Raw genomic sequence first — 14,878 nt, 5'->3', positions numbered from 1 at the left:
GCCGGCATGGCGGCGATCAGGCGTTCGGGCTTTCCCCGGTGCCGGCGCCGCGGCGGCGGAGCACCGGTTCGGCACTGCCGGTGCCGCAGCCCGAGGAGGCGCTGCCGCAGGCCGGGGAAGCAACGGAGGTGCAGCACGATCCGCTGCACCCGCTGGCCCCGGCGTTGCCCGCATCCTCCGGCTGGCGCGAAGCATGGCCGGCGGCTTCGCGCAGCGTCCTGGCCAGCTGCGCCGGGTCCTGGCCTTCTTGGCCCAGCACCACGAACCCCGCGTCGGCAATCATCGCCAGGTCGGCTTTCGCATCCTGCCCTTCGCTGGTCAGATAGTCGCCGAGAAACAGCGAATTGGCCACTTCCAGGGCATTGGCCTGCAAGGAACGCAGGTGCATTTCGCGTCCGCCGGCCATCCGGATTTCCTTGTCCGGGCAGGCTAGCCGCACTACGGCCAGGATCCGCAGGCAGGCGCGCGGGGTCAGGTTCCAGGTGCCTTCCAGCGGAGTGCCGTCGAAAGGCATCAAGAAGTTCACCGGAATGGAATCGGCCTCCAGTGCGCGCAAGGCGAAGATCGCCTCGACCAGCTGCTCGGGTGTTTCGCCCAGTCCAACGATGAGCCCCGAGCAGGGGGAGAGGCCGGCTGACCTGGACTGCTGGACGGTGGAGACGCGCTCGGCGAAGCTGTGGGTGCTGCAGATTTCCGGGTAGAGGGACTCGGCCGTATTCAGGTTGTGGTTGTAGGCGTCGGCACCGGCCTCCTTGAGCCGCTGGGCCTGCCCCTGCTTCAGGATGCCGATGCAGGCGCAGACCTCGACCTGCGGATGCGCTTCCTTCAATGCGCCGATCATGTCCGCGACGCGTTCCACATCGCGGTCCGTGGGTCCCTTGCCGGAGGCGACCATGCAGACCCGCGAGGCGCCGCCGGCGATGCCCAAACCTGCCTGGCGCACCGCTTCGCCGGGCTTGAGCCAGGTGTATTTCAGGATTTCGGCCTTGGAGCCCAGACGCTGGGAACAGTAGGTGCAGTCCTCGGGGCACAAGCCGGACTTCAGGTTGACCAGGTAGTTGACCTTCACGGTGTTGCCGAAATGCTTGCGCCGCAGCACCCCGGCCGCACTGACCAGTGCCGACGTCTGCGCGTCGCTGGTGGCCAGCAGCCCGAGGGCCTCTGCTGCGGTGAGCTGGTGGCCAGCGGAGATGCGTGCGGCCAGCTCGGTGAAATCTGCGGTGTCGGTGCGCTGCGCGTGGATGCTCATGGGTTCCTTCGCCTGGTTGGATGGCTGCCTGCCAAGGTGCAGCCATTCTTGAACGGTGTTCAATTGCTGGCACCAATGTACACGAAAAGCCCCCGACTCGAACAATGTTCAAGTCGGGAGCTTGCGCTGCTTTCCACAGCAGTTGCAGACGGCGCGCGTCCCGTGCGGAGCGCCCGCCGCTCAGCTGGAGGTCTTGCTCCGGTAGATCCGCGTGGCCAGCGCCCAAGCCAGGATCAAGATGCCTGCCAGCCAGGCCAGGGCGATCCAGAGCTCGGAACCCACGGGTTCTTGCGACAGCAGGGCGCGCAGCGAATCGACGATAGCAGTGATCGGCTGGTGCTCGGCGAACCAGGCCACCGGCCCGGGCATTGACTCGGTGGGAACGAACGCCGAGGAGATGAAGGGCAGGAAGATCAGCGGGTAGCTGAAGGCGCTGGCGCCATCCACCGATTTCGCGCTCAAGCCGGCAAGCACCGCTACCCAGGTCAGACTCAGGGTCACCAGGCACAGCAGCGCGAGCACGGCGATCCACGCTGCCATGGAGGCGGAGGAGCGGAAGCCCATGGCCAGAGCGACCCCCAGTACCAGCGCCAGGGACAGGAGGTTCGCCGCCAACGAGGTCGCCACATGGCTCCAGAGCACGCTGGAGCGGGAGATCGGCATGGAGCGCAGGCGCTGCACCAGCCCATCGCGCAGGTCCAGGAACAGCCGGTAGGAGGTGTAGGCGACCCCGGAGGCGATGGTGATGACCAGGATCCCGGGCAGCAGGTAGTTGATATACGGCCCGGTGGCGCTGGTGGCGCTGGTGCCGATAGCCCCGCCGAAAACGTAGGTGAACAGCAGCATCATGGCCACCGGGGTGATGGCCGTGGTGATGATGGTGTCGGGGCTGCGGACAACGTGGCGCATCGAGCGCCCGGTGAGGATTCTGGTTTCCCGCAGTGCCGCGATGCTCATGGCTTGCTCCCTTCGGTTCGCTGGTGGTGGCCGATCAGTTCCAGGAAGATCTCCTCCAGGCTCGGCCGCTTGGCCACCAGCTCGGTGGTGGCCGGCGGCAGCAGGGCCTGGAGTTCGGCCAGCGTGCCCTGGTGGATGATGGTGCCCTCGTGGAGGATGGCGATTTGATCGGCCAGGTGCTCTGCTTCATCCAGGTACTGGGTGGTGAGCAGGATCGTGGTGCCGGACTTGGCCAAGTCGCGGATCACCTGCCAGGTCTCGCGGCGCGATTGGGGATCCAGTCCCGTGGTCGGCTCATCGAGCAGGAGCACCGGCGGGTTGCCGGCCAGTCCCATGGCGATATCAAGGCGCCTGCGCATCCCGCCGGAGTAGGTTCCTGCGGGCCGGTCCGCTGCGTCGCAGAGGTTGAAGCGCTCCAGCAAGCCGTTGGCGATGGACCGCGGATTCTCCAAGCGGAGCAGCCGCGCGATCAGCAGCAAGTTTTCGCGCCCGGTCAGGACCTCGTCCACTGCGGCGAATTGCCCGGTCAGGCCCAGCGACCGGCGGACCTGGACCGGGTTCTCGCGCACTGCAGCTCCGCAGACCCGGGCGGTTCCCGCATCGGCGGGAAGGAGGGTGGCCAGGATCCGCACCAGCGTCGTCTTGCCGGCGCCATTGGAACCGAGCAAGGCGAAGATGCTGCCGGGCTGCACGGTGAAGTCCAGTCCGCGCAGCACGGGCAGCTTCTTGAATGACTTGGCCAGTCCGGTGACCTCGATGGCCGGTTCCGGGGCCAATGCGGTATTCATGTCATTGCTCCTTCGATTCGTTCTCTGCTTCGGAAATGGTGTCGGCCAGGCGGGTGCGTTCCTTGTCGGTCCAGCGCTTGCCCCCGTAGGCCTGGGCGAAGTCATCGGCGAATTCCGCCGGGTCCTGGCCAAGCAGTTCGCGCAGCGCGGTGCCGTTGGCGGCTGCTCCTTCGAAGAGGTCGGCCAGGTCCGAATACATGGAGATCATCGTTTCGGCGTCGGTGACCCCGCTCTGGTTCAGCAGGTAGCGCTGCACTCCTGCAGCGGCCTTGGCATAGGGCTGGGGCAGGGCCTTGAGGCGTGCCATGCTCTGCTTGTACTGCTTCTTCTGCTCCAGCGAGCCGGTGAAAGCTTCAATCCATTTGGCGACCATGATCAGTGCCCTTTCTGCGGGGTGCTCGGGTGGGGGAGGTTGTTGATGCGGGAGACGAGCAGGTTCCAGATGGTCCAGAAGTCGTCGAGCTGCTGCTTGCCGCTGGGGTTGAGGGTGAAGACCTTGCGGGGAGGCCCTTTTTCGGACGGGACTTTCTCCACCGAGACGAGGCCTTTCTGCTCGATGCGCACCAGCAGCGCGTAGATCGTTCCCTCGGCCAGATCGGTGAAGCCGCGTTCGCGCAGTTCCGTGGTGATCTCGTATCCGTAGGCCGGGCGTTCGGCCAGGATCGCCAGGACGATCCCTTCCAAGGTGCCTTTGAGCATCTCGGTCATCTGTGTGGCCATGGTGCACCCCTCTCTACTTAGTGTCATTGAGTACAAGTAGATAGTAGAACTAAGTAGCGGTATTTAGCAATACTTAGTACCAAGATTTTCCAGATATTTTTCGGAGCTTTGGAGAACCGCCATTTGACCAGTGGCAAGATGGCGCAACCGGAAATCCGGTATGCTCCTGGAAGCTGAGCCGGTACTGGATCTATGGAGATGAGGCGCCATGAAGGATGCGAGATGGCATTGGGAGCTGGTCCATGCCGAGCGTGCGCGGTTGACAGGATTGCTGGGCAGCTTGGCGCCGGAGCAGTGGAACGCCCCATCGCTCTGCGCGAACTGGCAGATCCGCGATGTGGCGGCGCATCTGGCGGCCGCCGGATCCACCTCGACCGCCCGCTGGCTGGTGAATATGGCTCGTTCCGGATTCAATGCCGACCGGCACAACGAGCGGCTGCTGCGCCTGCAGCTCGGGGACGGCGCCCGGCAAACGCTGGATAATTTCAATCGTTCTGCCAGCAAATCCATTGCCCCGCTGAAATCGGTGACCGGTTTGCTGGGCGAAGTGGTAGTGCACGGGCAGGACATCGCCCAGGCACTCGATCTGATCCTGCGGCCTGAACCCACGGCACTGCGAGCGGTGGCAGGATTCTTCGCCTCCAAGGACTTCGCAGTCAATAGCAGCACCCTGGTCAAGGGCTTGCGGATGTCGGCGGCGGACGACGCTTTCAGTTGCGGGAACGGTCCCGAGGTGCGTGGCGAACTGCTGGATCTGGTCCTGGCGATGGCCGGAAGGGAACAGGTCCTCCCGCGGCTTCAGGGCGCAGGGGTCGGCGAGCTGGCACGCAGGATCACGGCACAGCCGCGGAAATAGCAAGCATCGCGCCGCACGATGACTGTACGGCGCGATGCTGGGGAAGCCGGCAAATCAGCCAGCGGGAATGAGGGCGGTGGCCAGCGGGTTCTCCAGATCGCCTGCGTAGAGCAGGCCTCCGGACTGGTCGGCGAGATCCAGCATCTGCTGGTTGTTGCGCAACTGCAGGCGGTTCAAGCACGACAGCGGGAAGCTCTGCGCGAAAAGTCCCAGCTGATCAAAGCGTTCAGCGAACTGCGGATGCTGCCCGCGATAATCCAGCAGCCGTTGAACTACGGTCTTCCAGAAATCTGCTTCGGAAAGCAGTTCTTCGGCATCCAGCAGCGGCGCGAGGAAGCGGAAGAACGAATCAAAGACATCCGTGAAGACCGACAATACCGGATCTCCACCGGTGCGTACCCGGCGAATCTCCTCCGGGAGTTCCACCCGGTCCGAGAGCACGGCAATCTCTTCGCCCAGATCCTTGAGCAGGACCTTCTTCACAGCACCGTTCTCAAGCACCATGATCACGTTTTCGCCATGCGGCATGAACACCAAATCATAGGCAGCCAGGCAATGCACCAGCGGAATGAGGTAGGCATCGAGGTAACGGCTTAGCCAGTCGGCCGGTGCTAGCCCGCTGCGGCGAATGAGGGCGCCGGCAAAGGACCTGCCGGATGCATCGACATGCAATAGGCTGGCCATCGTAGCCAACTTTTCTTCCGGGCCCAGCAGGCTGATCGGGGACTCCCGCCACAGCGCAGCCAGCATCTTCCGCTGCGGATCGCTCTTGCCGGTGGCTGCTTCGAACTGCGGGTTGCGGTAGCCTACGGCCGCAATTTCACGCAGCAGGGCGACCGGCTGGATCGAGAGCACCGGGTCCTTTGCGAACAGCTCGCCCAACCACTGGTTGATCGCGGGAGTCACCTTCATGTACTCGGCACTGAGCCCGCGCATGAACCCCATATTCAAGATCGACATTGCCGTCTTGACGTAGTGTCGTTCCGGGTTGGACCGGTTGAAGAAGGTGCGGATCGACTGCTGCGCCTGGTACTCGTCAACGCTGGTGCCCAGCCAGATCAATTGCTTGCGGGCAATATCATTGGCGAACGTGATCGACAGGCGGTTCTCCCATTGCCAAGGGTGCACCGGAATGAAGATGTAGTCCCCGGCTGCATAGCCGGTGCCGAACAAGGAGGCCTCCAGGGCCGCATCCAAGCGCTGGCGCTCGGCTGGATCCAGCTCGGCGGCCAGCAGCCCTTCGTAATCCAGCGAATCCACGGCGTCGAATTGTGCTCGGGACTTGTGGGCGGCAGCCCAGCCAAGGTGCAGGGCGGAACCGGTTTCGGGGGCGTACCTCAGGTAGTCGGTGCGCCCGATGCCCATTCTTCCGTTGTTGGCTATGAAGCACGGGTGGCCCTCGGTCATGGAAGATTCGATGAGCTGGAAGGACTGTGCGGCTGTGCCGTCGAACCGGGCCAGCTGTGCTGAATTATGGGTTGCATGAACCTGCTTGTAGCAGTGGCTGGCCAGCGTGGATGAGAGCTCTTCAAGGTAGGTGGGCAGCTGCACCGGGGAAAGCGTGAGTTCCTGGCAGAAGTGGGTGATGAACTCAATGGCGCCCACCTCTGCCTGCTGCCAGCTGCCGTCAACGAAGTGGTGGTGTTCCACGGACTGCGGTGAAACCAACCAGTGGTTCAGCTGGTACCGCTGGGCGCTGAAGCTGTAGCGGTGGGCATCCTTCTGGACTGAGTAGCGGTTTTCTCCATGGCCGGCAGGCTCCAGGAGGCGCTCATGCGAAAATTCGCCCAGGGCCTTGGCCAAGACATGGCGGTTGGCGATGTCCCAACGTGCAGGGGAGAGGAATGAGGATTCCAAGCCGCGGCCGGTAGCGGTTTCGAAATCCTGGCGAGTGCAGATGGACAGCAGAGCCTGCTTGATTGAGCCGTCTGCCTCGGAAAGCTCCACTGGACGTACCGGGCTGAAGCCAACGCGGGCATTCAGGGCATGGATGGCTTTGTTGCGCAGGTCAGGTTCCACGATGATTCGTTCGGTTCCGGGCAGGGCGAAAGCCTGGACCATGGCCGAGGAGAGAGCGTCGAGGGTGAACCCAGGCTGCGGCTCGGTGGCTGCCGGAGCCAGGAAGTGCAGTCCACGGTCGCCGCGGACGCAGTTGTACGCATCGGCCAGTGGCGATGCTGCTGGGTCGTAGAGCTCGACAAGGAATTTCTCGTCCCCTGACGCGTCGATGCCGAAGAGGACTTCGTAGCCTGGGGTGCCAAGCAATGTGCGGTATTCTGCTTCGATTTCCTTTTCGGTTGCGTTGGCCATGCCCCAGAAGGAGGCATGCGCGGTGGCAATCCACGAATGCAGCAGCGCAGTATCCCCGGGCAACGTCACGGAACGGAAAGTGTAGTTGGTCATCGGAAGTTCCTTAGGCTCGTGCGCTGGCATTGGCGGAAGTGGGCAAGCCGCTGAGTTCGGCGGCGCCGAATCGCTGGAAAGCGATCCGTCGCTCGACCGGGTAGACCTCGCGTCCAGCCAAGCGGTTGATAATTACTGAATTGCGGTAGGCTCCCATGCCCAGATCCGGAGCGGTGAAGCCGTGGGTGTGCAGTTCAGCGTTCTGCACGAAGATGTCCTGGTCCAACCCGATGGAATATTCGCGATCTACATTGAAGCGGCCATCGGGAAGGTAATCGATGCGTTGGCTGATGCCTTGCAAGAAGTCCGGAGTGCCTGCGCGGTAGCCGGTTGCCATGACAAGGTGGTCGGCGAGGAATTCCAGGTCTTCACCGGTGCGTTCATGGCGCAAGCTGATGGCCAGGTGATCCGTGTCAGCGCCGATGCTCGTGGCCGCGCAGCCGGTACGCAGGTGCACATTCGCTGCGCCATTGACGCTTCGCTGGTAGAGCTCTTCGTGGATTTCGTTGATCAAGTCCGCGTTGATCCCCTTGTAGAGCCCCTTTTGCTCTGCTGACAGGACATCCCGCTGATCCATGGGCAGGGCATGGAAGTGGTCGATGTATTCCGGAGATGTCATCTCCAAAGTGAGCTTGGTGTATTCCAGCGGGAAGTAGCGTTCTGAACGCGTTGCCCACACCAGATGATCCTCTTCTGGCAAGCTGCGCAGAAGATCCAAGAAGATTTCTGCGGCGCTCTGGCCGCTGCCGAGCACAGCAGTTACTTTCGGGCCGGAACCTGCGGTCCGGGAGGATAGGAGTTTCTCGCGGTGGAAGGCGTAGTCGCTTGAGTGCACCACGTTGCCGGTGGCTTGTGCTTCCGTGGTGAGAACCGGCGGCAGATAAGGCTGGGATCCGGTGCCCAGCACCAACTTGTCTGCGGTGAATCGGGTCAGTCCTGCGGCAGTGAGCACCGACAACAGGTAGACCCCGTCGTGGTATTCGGCTTCGAGCACCCGGTGCCCGAATCGTACGCTTTGAATATTTTCTGCGGCCCACGCCAGGTAGTTGGAATACTCCTCGCGCAAGGCGTAGAAGTCTTCGCGGATATAGAACGGGTAAAGCCGCTGTTTTTCCTTGAGATAGTTCAAGAACGAATGCTTGCTGGTCGGGTCCGCCATGGTCACCAGATCTGCCATGAAGGGAACCTGGAGATGGGTTCCGGGAAGCATCATGCCAGGGTGCCAGACGAACTTCTCTCCGGCTTCCAGAACTGCAACGTGCAGATCATCCAATCCATCGGCCAAGGCGGCAAAACCCAGATTGAAAGGGCCAGCGCCAATAGCGATGACGTCAAAGTGCTCGGTAGGTTCAATCATTTCTTCTCTCCAAGGGTGCGTTCGGCCAGCAGTCCGGAACCAATCCGGCAGATAGCGTCGAGGATCTCGCTGATATCGGCCAGGGTCGTATTCGGATTGAGCAGCGTCAGTTTCAGCAGGCGTTTGCCTTTGACCGTGGTGGCGGCGATCATCGCTTCGCCGCTGGCATAGAGGCGTTGGCGGATCTGGTTGGCCAGGGCATTGTGCTCGTCCAGTTCCAGTGGGTGCTGTGGATCTTCAAAGGAGAAGACCAGCGTGCTCAGCTGCACGTCGGCTGCCATCCGAAGCTGGGCGCGCATGGCAACTTCCTGTTGAGCGTCCTCTGCCAAGGCGATGACCTGGTCGAACATGGCACCCAAACGGCTGGCCCCCAAAGAGCGCAACGTGACCCACAGCTTCAGCGCATCGAAGCGCCGTGTGGTCTGCAGGGACTTCGAGACCTGGTTGGGGGTGGACTCGGCCTCCGCACGCGGGTTCAGGTACTCGGCATAGTGGGCGATGGATTCCAAGGAGGCTGCCGAGCGGACCACCAAGGCGCTGGAGCCGATGGGCTGGAAGAAGGACTTGTGGTAATCCACGGTGACCGAGTCGGCCAATTCAATGCCGTCCAACCGGTGGCGGTGGGAGTTGGAGACGAGCAGGCCGCAACCGTATGCGGCATCCACATGGAACCACGCGCCTACTTCTGTGGCGATAGCACTTAGCTGGGGCAACGGATCGATGGCCCCGAAGTCGGTATTCCCGCTGGTGGCGGAGATGGCCATGGGCACCAAACCGGCGGCGAGGTCTGCGTCCAGGCGCACGCGCAATGCCTGCGCATCCATGCGGTGCTGGGCGTCTGTAGGGATCGCCCCGGCCGCGTCGTAGCCCAGGCCAAGGAGCATCGCGGCGTTGCGAATCGAGAAGTGCGCATCTTCCGAGCAATAGATCCGCAGATTAGCCAGCCGTTCAGGCAAGGTGCCCCGCAGCTTTGCGGTTGCGGTGTTTCGTGCGATCAGCATGGCCTGAAGGTTGGATTGAGTTCCGCCAGAGGTAAAGATTCCGTCTGCCTGCCCGGTCCCGAAGCCGATCAGATCGGCGGTGAAATCGATGAGTTTGCGCTCGATCAGTGTTGCTCCAGCGCTCTGGTCAAAAGTGTCCATCGAGGTGTTGATGCTAGTGACGAAGTTCTCGGCGACCACCGCAGGGATCACGACGGGGCAGTTCAAGTGCGCCGCGTACTTCGGGTCGTGGAAGTAGACCGCGTCGTTGAAATACAACTCATTCAGCTCGGTGAACGAGTCCTGGGTTGAACCCAACGGACTATGCAGGTCGACCAGGTCGATGCGTTCCTGCAACTGCTGCGGAGTCGGTCCGGTCGTCGGCGCGTTCACCGATGCCAATCGGTGGGCCACGCGTGAAATGGCTTCACGCGACTCGTTTTCGTAGACACGGGCGGTGTCTGCGCAGAGCAACGAATCATCGTAGATCGGCAGTGGTAGATCAGGCATTTGCAGGGTAGGCAGTGAGGCACCCAAAAGCATGCTCCTCAGATAGAGACAATCAATAGTTGGTCAGGCTCACCTAACAAGAATCTATTAACAACACACTTCAATTAGTTAATGCAAGCCGAGTAATTCACTCTCTCCGCCAGAAGAAAAGTTTCTACATTTTCCTGCGGGTGGCGCCCGGCTGTGATAAGTTACCCGCTGACCTGCATCTGAGCGAGGCTGAAGTTGGACCCCTGCGAGGTTGAAATGGAGAGAACTTCTCGATTTCCAATGTCCCGGAATTATCACTAATCGTTTGATTGCACTTTCAAGCTAGAACTGTATGATCAAACAGTTAGAGCAAGGGAGGGCAAGTGGCCACGGCAAGCCCAGGAAAAGTCCAGCGATCCCAGCGTCTGCTCCTCGGGTCGAACGCAACGGACGCGGCAGGACGCTCACTTTTTGATATCACGATTGATCTGCTGTTCGTAGGTACCCTTGGCGCAACTGCCATGCAGATGGGAGTGCTCAATGCGCTTGGTTCCCTTTCCTTTGTGCTCGCCAGCATCCCCGCGGGCCATTTGGTCGACAAGTATTCCGCGTTGCGGGTCCTGCGCATCGGTCTCGGGTCCAAGCTTTTCCTGCTGGGGTGCCTAGCGGCGCTGTCCTTCGCCGAGGAGCTAACGATCCCGCTGGGGATGCTGTTGTGCGCATTGCTCGGCTTCTGCAATGTTTTTTCCGAAACGTCCCAAACCACTGCCGTTCCGCAGCTCATCGGAGATGAGCCTGAAGTCCGAGCGGCGAGCATTAGCAAGCTGATCGCCTCGCTGGGAGCTGCGGACCAGTCAATGACCGTGATTGTCCCGGCCTTGGCGGGAACCGGCTTCGCGCTGTGGGGAGCGCCAGCGCTGCTGAGCATCTCGACGGCTCTGGGCCTGCTGGCAATGCTGATGGCGCTGCAGGTGCGTTCCTCTCGCCTGTCGCAAGGCCCTGGCCGCCGCCCCGGGCCGTCGACTGAAAAGGGCGGCATCCTGGCTGGCCTCAGGTATCTGGCCCGGCACCGCCTGCTCTTGGCAATTACCGTTGCAGTGATGTTCTCCAACTTGGGGCTGGCCATCGGGTCATCCGTGGAAGCGATCTTCATTATCAACGAGCTCGGCTTTGGCGAATTCGGGTACGGCCTTTTCGCCTCGGTGGGTGGCGTTGGCGGGCTAATTGGAGCTGCTATCGCAGGAACGCTGGCTGGAAAATTCGCTCCGGCAACCTTGCTGATCTACACCGGTTCGATGCAGGCAGTTTTGGCGGGCTGCGTATTGGCCGCGGCTTATGCAACCGAAATGTGGTCCATGGCGCTGCTGGGAATTTTCGCGCTGGGATGGGGAATCGTCGTGCTGCTCTTCAACATTGCTGCCTCGTCCTGGATTGTGCAGATCGTTCCGGAGCAGCTGCTGGGCCGGGTCCTAAGCGCACGCCGGTTATTCACCTTTGGAGTCGTACCCGTTGGCGGATTGGCGGGCGGCGCATTGGCCAGCGCGTGGGGGATTACCGCTGGACTGCTTGCCTGGGTCGTTGCCGCAACCCTCTCAGTTATTAGCTACCTAGTGATGCGCGGCCCCGCAAGCCGTTAGGCTGGAAAGCATACGCACCACGAAGTAAAGGCAACCGCGCACGTGAAACTCGTTATCGACGCTCGATACACCCGCATCACCCACCATGATGGCATTAGCCGGTATACCGCCGGGTTGATCGAGGCCGCCAGCAAGCTTGCCGAGGTCACGATGCTGGTCAATGACACCAGGCAGCTGGCAATGCTCCCCGATGTTCCGTATCTGAAGATTTCCGGCCCCACGAGCGTGCTCGAGCCATTCGTCGCCCTGCAGATCAACAAGCTCAAGCCGGATGTCGTGTTCTCGCCCATGCAGACCATCGGATCGTTGGGGCGGAAATATCCCTTGGTCTTGACCCTGCATGATTTGATCTACTACTCGCATCCGCATGCACCGAAGTTCCTGCCTGCTCCGATTCGCGCTGGATGGTTCTTGTTCCATCAGGTCTACTGGCCGCAGCGGATGCTCCTGAATCGGGCCGACGCGGTGGCTACCGTTTCCAACACCACAGCCGAACTCATGCGCAGGCATCGACTGACCAAGAAGCGCATTGGACTGGTGTCCAACGCCCCCACCGGAAATTTTGCTCGTCGAGACCAAGCGAAGCGCCCAAAGAAGACCTTGGTCTATATGGGTTCCTTCATGGAATACAAGAACGTCGAGACACTCATCCGCGGTATGGCGCACCTGCCGGACTATGAGCTGCACCTGCTAAGCGGGATCAACGAGCAACGTCATGCTGAATTATCCAAGCTCATCCCCTCGCAATCCACAGTGGTATTCCACCGCGGTGTCAGCGATGAGGAATACGAGCGGCTGCTCAGCGAATGCACTGCCTTGGTAACCCTTTCGCGAGAAGAAGGCTACGGGCTTCCCCTGGTCGAAGCGATGAGCATGGGAACTCCGGTGATTGCCACCGATATGCCGATTTTCAGGGAAGTCGCGGATGACGCCGCGCTGTACGCTTCGGCAGATGATGCACAAGGCTTCGCGGACCAAGTACGCACTTTGGATGAGCAGGCTACCTGGAGACAGTATTCGCAACGCGCCGTGGAACGAGCCGGGCACTACTCATGGGAACAATCAGCGCAGCAGCTGCTGGATTTGGCCAGATATGCGGCAGATCACAGAAAGTAGTTTGCTGCTGCTTGGTGGATAAGCATCCGGTCTCGCCCGGAAAATGGCGGAATTTCGGGGCAGGGAACGCATGCTCCGCAACGGGAACTTCCGATTTGAAAACGGCACTTGGCCAGTGCTAAAGTATTACTCGTTGCATTCCTCCATAGCTCAATTGGCAGAGCATTCGACTGTTAATCGAAGGGTTACTGGTTCAAGTCCAGTTGGAGGAGCCAAAGAAACCTCCCAGCTCCGCAAGTAGCTGGGAGGTTTTGTTTTACCCAAAAGCGGTCGTTGCCATGCGCAAATTCGAAGTGAAAACCCAGCAACACCCGAACCTCCTATAACCACAGGTGATTAGACGATAGACTTTCGAATCGTTAACAGTTACACCCACAGCATGAGATAAATGCAGTGGGTTTTACGCCTGAAGACTGAGTCGTATGCGGCAACCGGGGTGTTAGCGTTTGATGTACCGGTTGCTGAGCGATCGAGAATATGGAGAAACCATGTCTGAAGCTGAATCGACGCAAGCTGACGAAAGCCTTAAGTCGAGTGTCAAGAGTGCTAAGACGCAGGTTGATGGTCTCAAGGAGCTTGTTCCACAACAGCTCTCGGACGAGATCAAACTCGCGACTACGGTACTCAAAGGCAAGGGAATCAGCATTGGCATGGCGGCGGCGCTCGCCGGAGCTGCACTGCTCGTAGTGCTGCTCTTCGTCATTGCTGTTGTAGTTACCCTGGTCAATGTATTGGCTCTCTGGTTGCCCGGTTGGGCAGCCGCATTGATCGTTGCAGGATTCTTCTTGCTGGTTGCTGCCATCTTGGGATTGGTTGGATATGCCAAGGTCAAGAAGGCACTGCCGCTGAAGCCGGAAGCAGCTATTCGCGGACTCCGCCACGACTTGGGCGTGCTCAAGGACGGCAGCGCCTTCGATGTCAGCACTCTTGATGAGCCGCTGAAGAAGAAGTCGGCTGAGGATGACGAGAAGGCTGAAAAGAAGAAGGAACCGAAGCCTCCGGCACCGAGTGCCGATGAGCTGATCCTTCGCACCAAGCGTCGCCGCCGCCAGATCCAGGCTCTGCGTGACAACCTGGGCGAGAGCGTGCAAGCGCCACTGGCCAAGATCGACAAGATTCGTTCGTTCACCCAGGGAGCTGGGGAAAAGTTCTCCGGAGCAGCTGCCAAGGCGAAGGGATTCGTTCGCCCTTCCCCGTCTTCGTCTTCCGAAGACCAATCGGAGGCTGACAGAGCCGGCTCAAACCGCTTAGAGCAGGCACGACCGTATATCGTGATGGCAGGTTCCGGGCTGGCGCTGATGGCTGTTGTCCGCGCATTGTTCAAGCGCTCCTAGGTCTTTCGCCGACGGGGCCAGGCATTAGCCGTACCAAGCGTGCGCGTGCCCCGTCGTATGAAAACTTAGGCTAGAAAGGCACTGACATGGTTTGGATCGCTATTGCAGCGGCACTATGCAGTGCCTTTTGTCTTGCCTTTGGAGCGCACTTCCAATCGCAGGCAGTCCGCAGTGCTGTTGGCGGTCTGGACCTGACAATTAAGAATGTCGGGAAGCTGGCCCGCAACAAACGCTGGATGAGCGGACTGGGGCTGATGGCTCTTGGCATGGCCTTGAATGTTTTCGCGCTAGCCAGCGCGCCCTTGACGGTGGTGCAGCCAATTGGTGCCATTGCATTGGTGATCACTGCGATGGTCAATGCCAAGGAAACCGACCTGACGATGAATCGTCCCACCGTATTGGCGATCATCAGCTGCATGGTGGGTTCGGTTGGCTTCGTGCTTCTGGCCGTCACTGCCACTAGCAGCAACCAGGAGGTAAACGACTACGAAGCGCACTTGATTGAAATGATCTTGGCGGTAGTCGTTGCCATCGTGGGATTGGCCACCATCTTCTTCCACAAGAAGCTCGGTGCGTTCTTCTTCATCCTCGGTGCTGGCGTCCTATTCGGATTCGTCGCCGTACTGGTTCGAACCATTGCAATCGCCGTGATGAATATCGGCGACGGCAGCTTTGTCCAGCTGCCTTGGCTGGCTGGCCTAGCGGTAGTTGTAGCTGGCCTTCTCGGCTCGTATTTTGTGCAAAAGGCCTACTCAAAGGGACCTCCTGACCTTGTCATCGCAGGGTTGACGGTGATTGACCCGATAATTGGCATTGCCATTGGAATCGGTATCCTAGGGGAGCTGCGTCCTGATGTTCCGGTACTGGTCACCGTGCTGATGCTGGTGGCTGCTGGTTTGGCTATCGTCGGTGTGACCGCACTGTCCAGACATCACCCGGATGTTATTGAACGCCGGAACCAGTCTGAAGCAGAAAAATCCATGCCTGATTCCAAATAGACT

At 60.4% G+C, this 14,878-nt stretch carries 13 protein-coding genes and 1 tRNA gene; 6 read left to right on the top strand and 8 right to left on the bottom strand.

Annotation, left to right across the window (positions count from 1 at the left end):
- Positions 1-16: 16 nt before the first annotated feature.
- The 5 genes from bioB to AC1Z36_RS15880 all read right to left on the bottom strand — a co-directional run bounded on the left by bioB (position 17) and on the right by AC1Z36_RS15880 (position 3,714).
- Entirely contained in the window at positions 17-1,249 is a 1,233-nt protein-coding gene (gene bioB / locus AC1Z36_RS15900) for a biotin synthase BioB (protein ID WP_105657225.1), read from the bottom strand.
- Between the two features lie 180 nt (positions 1,250-1,429).
- Entirely contained in the window at positions 1,430-2,206 is a 777-nt protein-coding gene (locus tag AC1Z36_RS15895; RefSeq protein WP_105657226.1) for an ABC transporter permease, read from the bottom strand.
- Entirely contained in the window at positions 2,203-2,994 is a 792-nt protein-coding gene (locus AC1Z36_RS15890) for an ABC transporter ATP-binding protein (protein ID WP_105657227.1), read from the bottom strand. The genes AC1Z36_RS15895 and AC1Z36_RS15890 overlap by 4 nt, the downstream gene beginning before the upstream one ends.
- A 1-nt stretch (position 2,995) precedes the next feature.
- Entirely contained in the window at positions 2,996-3,367 is a 372-nt protein-coding gene (locus AC1Z36_RS15885) for a DUF1048 domain-containing protein (protein WP_105657228.1), read from the bottom strand.
- A 2-nt stretch (positions 3,368-3,369) separates the two neighbouring features.
- Positions 3,370-3,714, bottom strand: coding sequence for a PadR family transcriptional regulator (locus AC1Z36_RS15880; RefSeq protein ID WP_105657229.1), 345 nt, complete (start codon positions 3,712-3,714; stop codon positions 3,370-3,372).
- Between the two features lie 208 nt (positions 3,715-3,922).
- On the opposite strand from AC1Z36_RS15880, the gene AC1Z36_RS15875 reads away from it, so the two are divergent.
- Complete coding sequence (locus tag AC1Z36_RS15875; protein ID WP_105657230.1) at positions 3,923-4,570, top strand: maleylpyruvate isomerase family mycothiol-dependent enzyme; 648 nt, start codon at positions 3,923-3,925, stop codon at positions 4,568-4,570.
- A 54-nt stretch (positions 4,571-4,624) separates the two neighbouring features.
- Here the strand turns inward: AC1Z36_RS15875 and AC1Z36_RS15870 are convergent, their stop codons facing one another.
- Genes AC1Z36_RS15870 through AC1Z36_RS15860 form a run of 3 tightly spaced genes read right to left on the bottom strand, consistent with a single transcriptional unit; the run spans position 4,625 to position 9,820 of the window.
- The gene (locus AC1Z36_RS15870; RefSeq protein WP_105657231.1) at positions 4,625-6,973 is read right to left on the bottom strand and encodes a GNAT family N-acetyltransferase; all 2,349 of its coding nucleotides are present in this window, start codon (positions 6,971-6,973) and stop codon (positions 4,625-4,627) included.
- A 10-nt stretch (positions 6,974-6,983) separates the two neighbouring features.
- A complete protein-coding gene (locus AC1Z36_RS15865) occupies positions 6,984-8,330 on the bottom strand; it encodes a lysine N(6)-hydroxylase/L-ornithine N(5)-oxygenase family protein (protein ID WP_105657232.1) in 1,347 nt (448 codons plus the stop codon).
- On the bottom strand, positions 8,327-9,820 hold the full coding sequence (locus AC1Z36_RS15860) for a pyridoxal phosphate-dependent decarboxylase family protein (protein WP_483561455.1): 1,494 nt from the start codon (positions 9,818-9,820) through the stop codon (positions 8,327-8,329). Before AC1Z36_RS15860 ends, AC1Z36_RS15865 begins: the two co-directional genes overlap by 4 nt.
- 353 nt (positions 9,821-10,173) lie before the next feature.
- Here AC1Z36_RS15860 and AC1Z36_RS15855 point away from each other — a divergent pair, with 353 nt between their 5' ends.
- From AC1Z36_RS15855 to AC1Z36_RS15835, 5 genes are all read left to right on the top strand, one after another.
- Positions 10,174-11,427 carry an MFS transporter gene (locus AC1Z36_RS15855; protein WP_133833003.1) on the top strand — a complete coding sequence of 418 codons (1,254 nt, stop codon included), beginning with the start codon at positions 10,174-10,176 and terminating at the stop codon, positions 11,425-11,427.
- 42 nt (positions 11,428-11,469) lie between these two features.
- Positions 11,470-12,543, top strand: coding sequence for a glycosyltransferase family 4 protein (locus AC1Z36_RS15850; protein ID WP_105657234.1), 1,074 nt, complete (start codon positions 11,470-11,472; stop codon positions 12,541-12,543).
- 139 nt (positions 12,544-12,682) lie between these two features.
- Positions 12,683-12,758: transfer RNA gene (locus tag AC1Z36_RS15845), tRNA-Asn, on the top strand.
- Positions 12,759-13,031: 273 nt separating this feature from the next.
- Complete coding sequence (locus AC1Z36_RS15840; RefSeq protein ID WP_166650650.1) at positions 13,032-13,877, top strand: phage holin family protein; 846 nt, start codon at positions 13,032-13,034, stop codon at positions 13,875-13,877.
- A gap of 86 nt (positions 13,878-13,963) precedes the next feature.
- Positions 13,964-14,875 (top strand): DMT family transporter, encoded by a 912-nt coding sequence (locus AC1Z36_RS15835; protein ID WP_105657236.1) that lies wholly within the window; start codon positions 13,964-13,966, stop codon positions 14,873-14,875.
- The last annotated feature ends 3 nt before the right edge of the window (positions 14,876-14,878 follow it).

The organism is Glutamicibacter sp. BS14 (assembly GCF_056934375.1).
This window is presented reverse-complemented; position numbering and strand designations above follow the sequence as displayed.

Excerpts from the sequence above, each read along its gene's own strand:
- bioB (WP_105657225.1), bottom strand. The coding sequence starts at position 1,249 with ATGAGCATCCACGCGCAGCGCACCGACACCGCAGATTTCACCGAGCTG.
- AC1Z36_RS15895 (WP_105657226.1), bottom strand. The coding sequence starts at position 2,206 with ATGAGCATCGCGGCACTGCGGGAAACCAGAATCCTCACCGGGCGCTCG.
- AC1Z36_RS15890 (WP_105657227.1), bottom strand. The coding sequence starts at position 2,994 with ATGAATACCGCATTGGCCCCGGAACCGGCCATCGAGGTCACCGGACTG.
- AC1Z36_RS15885 (WP_105657228.1), bottom strand. The coding sequence starts at position 3,367 with ATGGTCGCCAAATGGATTGAAGCTTTCACCGGCTCGCTGGAGCAGAAG.
- AC1Z36_RS15880 (WP_105657229.1), bottom strand. The coding sequence starts at position 3,714 with ATGGCCACACAGATGACCGAGATGCTCAAAGGCACCTTGGAAGGGATC.
- AC1Z36_RS15875 (WP_105657230.1), top strand. The coding sequence starts at position 3,923 with ATGAAGGATGCGAGATGGCATTGGGAGCTGGTCCATGCCGAGCGTGCG.
- AC1Z36_RS15870 (WP_105657231.1), bottom strand. The coding sequence starts at position 6,973 with ATGACCAACTACACTTTCCGTTCCGTGACGTTGCCCGGGGATACTGCG.
- AC1Z36_RS15865 (WP_105657232.1), bottom strand. The coding sequence starts at position 8,330 with ATGATTGAACCTACCGAGCACTTTGACGTCATCGCTATTGGCGCTGGC.
- AC1Z36_RS15860 (WP_483561455.1), bottom strand. The coding sequence starts at position 9,820 with ATGCCTGATCTACCACTGCCGATCTACGATGATTCGTTGCTCTGCGCA.
- AC1Z36_RS15840 (WP_166650650.1), top strand. The coding sequence starts at position 13,032 with ATGTCTGAAGCTGAATCGACGCAAGCTGACGAAAGCCTTAAGTCGAGT.
- AC1Z36_RS15835 (WP_105657236.1), top strand. The coding sequence starts at position 13,964 with ATGGTTTGGATCGCTATTGCAGCGGCACTATGCAGTGCCTTTTGTCTT.